The organism is Plasticicumulans sp. (assembly GCF_035331805.1).
Classification (GTDB): Bacteria; Pseudomonadota; Gammaproteobacteria; order Competibacterales; family Competibacteraceae; genus Plasticicumulans.
In genome coordinates this window covers 1-2,864 of the sequence record NZ_DAOLKE010000410.1, presented here as the reverse complement: position 1 = coordinate 2,864, position 2,864 = coordinate 1, and the positions used below count along the sequence as shown (strand labels likewise).

4 protein-coding genes are annotated in these 2,864 nt (G+C 66.0%); 2 read left to right on the top strand and 2 right to left on the bottom strand.

Annotation, left to right across the window (positions count from 1 at the left end; translation table 11 throughout):
• The first annotated feature begins 468 nt into the window (after positions 1–468).
• Entirely contained in the window at positions 469–753 is a 285-nt protein-coding gene (locus PKE44_RS17685) for a hypothetical protein (RefSeq protein WP_324553894.1), read from the top strand.
• Between the two features lie 45 nt (positions 754–798).
• A complete protein-coding gene (locus PKE44_RS17680; RefSeq protein ID WP_324553892.1) occupies positions 799–1,062 on the top strand; it encodes a 4Fe-4S binding protein in 264 nt (87 codons plus the stop codon).
• Positions 1,063–1,310: 248 nt separating this feature from the next.
• Here PKE44_RS17680 and ureG read toward each other — a convergent pair whose 3' ends face one another.
• Positions 1,311–1,937 carry an urease accessory protein UreG gene (gene ureG, locus PKE44_RS17675; RefSeq protein ID WP_324553890.1) on the bottom strand — a complete coding sequence of 209 codons (627 nt, stop codon included), beginning with the start codon at positions 1,935–1,937 and terminating at the stop codon, positions 1,311–1,313.
• A 92-nt stretch (positions 1,938–2,029) separates the two neighbouring features.
• Positions 2,030–2,731, bottom strand: coding sequence for an urease accessory UreF family protein (locus PKE44_RS17670; RefSeq protein ID WP_324553888.1), 702 nt, complete (start codon positions 2,729–2,731; stop codon positions 2,030–2,032).
• Positions 2,732–2,864: the final 133 nt, after the last annotated feature.

Sequence of the window (2,864 nt, the reverse complement as noted above, 5' to 3'; positions counted from 1 at the left end):
GCAGTGCCACTCGGGTACTGCCGGCCAGGCCGCATGCCCCTGTCGTCGTGAACGCACCGCCACGACAGATTGCTTACCCGTCGTTCGCCAGACGCCACGCATTCCTGTCCGGCCATGCCACATGAATGGCATCGCCATTTCAAATGAAATTCGAATGAAACCCGCATGAAATCCGGCTTCCGGTTACGGATCACCAGCAATGCTTGACGGATACACCCCGAAACCCCTGCTTGCCGGAGGCTTTCACGCGAACTCCGCCAACATTAACTTTCCCTCACCCGACTGCGGTTTCTGCCCGCGATTGCTTGGCCATCCGATGACCTGCTGCTAGCCTCAACCCCGCATTCCACATGCATGCGGGGGCTGACCGCGGCATTGCAGCGATTGCGGCAAGCACCCGCAGGTCATGCCCGTCTGCAACCGCAACCGCAACCGCAACAAATCCCACACCTTCAGGGAGGCAAAGACATGGCCAGTGAAGATGCAATTGAAGTGGTCGCCAAATTCGGCGAAGAAAAAGACGGCAGCGCGTGGGCGACTCTCGAATACTACATGGAAAACAATCCGCGCCAGACCGAATGGCGCCGCATCCCCGGGGTCGTCACGGGTGCAGACAAGGACGATGCCATGGCGAAAGCCGAGGCGATTGCCGTTGAACTCAGCGATCTCGAAATCCAGCAACTGCAGGCGGCCGTGCGCAGGCTTTATGAAAAAGGAAGGATGATCAAGCGACTCGAATTCCCGACGACCTGATCCGCCATCCTCTGATTTTTGCAAGGAATTTCAAGGAGTCCGAACATGACGCACATCATTGCCGAACCCTGCATCGGCTGCAAGGACACCGCCTGCGTGGACGTCTGCCCGGTGGACTGCATTTACGAGCATCGCAACGACTCGGCCGCACAGTCTTTCATCCAGCCGGAGGAATGCATCGACTGTGGCCTTTGCGTCGATGCCTGTCCGGTCGAAGCCATCTTTCCAATAGAGGAAGTGCCGGACAAATGGCACCGGTTCATTGCCATGAACTACGAACAATTCAGGCTGGAAGCACCGGGCATCTGATACCGATCACATCGGAACGCTTCGTTTTTCAGCCCCTCGCCCCTTGCGGGAGAGGGGCTGGAAAGAGGGAAGGCAAGAAAAATCATGCCCTGACCGGTGATCGGCATCGACCGGTTGCGGTGCGCTCATGGATGCGTACCGCGCCATTGCCGATTGCCGTCACCCATGCGCATGAATGCGTCCCCTGCCCGACTTCTGCTCAAAGGAAGCCGGGCTGCAGCCGTCAGGCCGGCTGAATGCAGGCGCCCTCAGGCCGGCAACGCCACATCCAGCATTCCCTTCTCCTCGATGAACGCGATCACGGCCTCCAGCCCCTCGCCGGTCTTCATGTTCGTGAACACGAACGGCCGCTCGCCGCGCATCTTCTTCGCATCGCGGTCCATGACTTCCAGCGAGGCGCCGACGTGCGGGGCGAGGTCGATCTTGTTGATGATCAGCAGATCCGAGCGCGTGATGCCCGGACCGCCCTTGCGCGGAATCTTGTCGCCGGCGGCGACATCGATCACGTACAGCGTCAGGTCGGAAAGCTCGGGGCTGAAGGTGGCCGAGAGGTTGTCGCCGCCCGATTCCACCAGCACCAGATCGAGTCCGGGGAAGCGCGTGCAGAGCTGATCGACCGCGGCGAGGTTGGCCGAGGCGTCCTCGCGGATCGCCGTGTGCGGGCAGCCGCCGGTCTCGACGCCGAGGATGCGCTCGGGGTCGAGCGCGCCGGCACGGGTCAGGAACTGCGCATCCTCGTACGTGTAGATGTCGTTGGTGACCACGGCCATGTTGTAGCGGCTGCGCATGCGCTTGCAGAGCGCCTCGGTCAGCGCCGTCTTGCCGGAGCCGACCGGACCGCCGATGCCGACGCGCAGGGTGGGTTTCGTGCTCATGAGGCGGGAGTCCTCGCAGGGGAACGGGGAAGGATGCGGGGCAGCTTAGCCGGGCCGTTGCGACCCGTGAGCGCCACCGCCGGGAGACAGGCTCAGGAGCGGAACAGCCGCGTGTACTGGGTTTCGTGCCGGCAACTCGCGAGCGCGAGGCCGGCGGCCGAGCAGCCGAGTTCGTCGTCTTCGAGCGCGAGCGCAAGCGCGACGGCCGCCTCGATGTCGGGCATCAGCGCCGCCAGCCGGCGCTGGGCGGCGCTCTGGCCGAGCGGCATCAGCCGGGTCGCGGCCACCACCTGATTCTCGATCCAGGCCCAGGCGAGCGCCTGCAGCGTCGCCTCGACCGGCACGCCCCAGCGGGCGGCGGCGAGGGCGAACATCGTGGCGTAGCCGGTATGCGCCTCGGCACCGGCCCAGGCGGCGGCCTCGGGCAGGTCGAGCGTGGTCAGCAGCCGCGCCAGCGCGCGACCGAGCGCGCGGTCCTCGGCGCGCAGTTCGGCGGTTTCGCGGGTCGCGGACAGCCAGTCGTTCCAGTGCGCGACCGCGACCGCATCACCAAGCGTCCAGGCCGCGTGCAGGCGCGCAAGCGCCGGCAGGTCCTGATGTGCCCAGGGGCCGCCGAGCAGACCGGCGAGCCAGTCACCGAGCCCGGCATCGTCCTGAACCCAGCCGGCCTCGACCGCGCCCTCCAGCCCGCTCGACCACGCGAACGCCCCGACCGGCAACTGCGGACTCGCGAGCTGCAGCAGGCGCAGCAGCGGCAGGCCGCCCGTGCCGCCGGCGGGCAGGCCGGGCGACACGGGCGACACGGGCGGTGCTGACGCGCCGGACACGCGGGTCACACCGCCGCGATCAGCGACAGTGGTGCGGGCACGGCGTCCGGGTCGGCGCCGCCGTGGTGATGATGACCGCCGCCGTAGGCGCCGCTCTCGG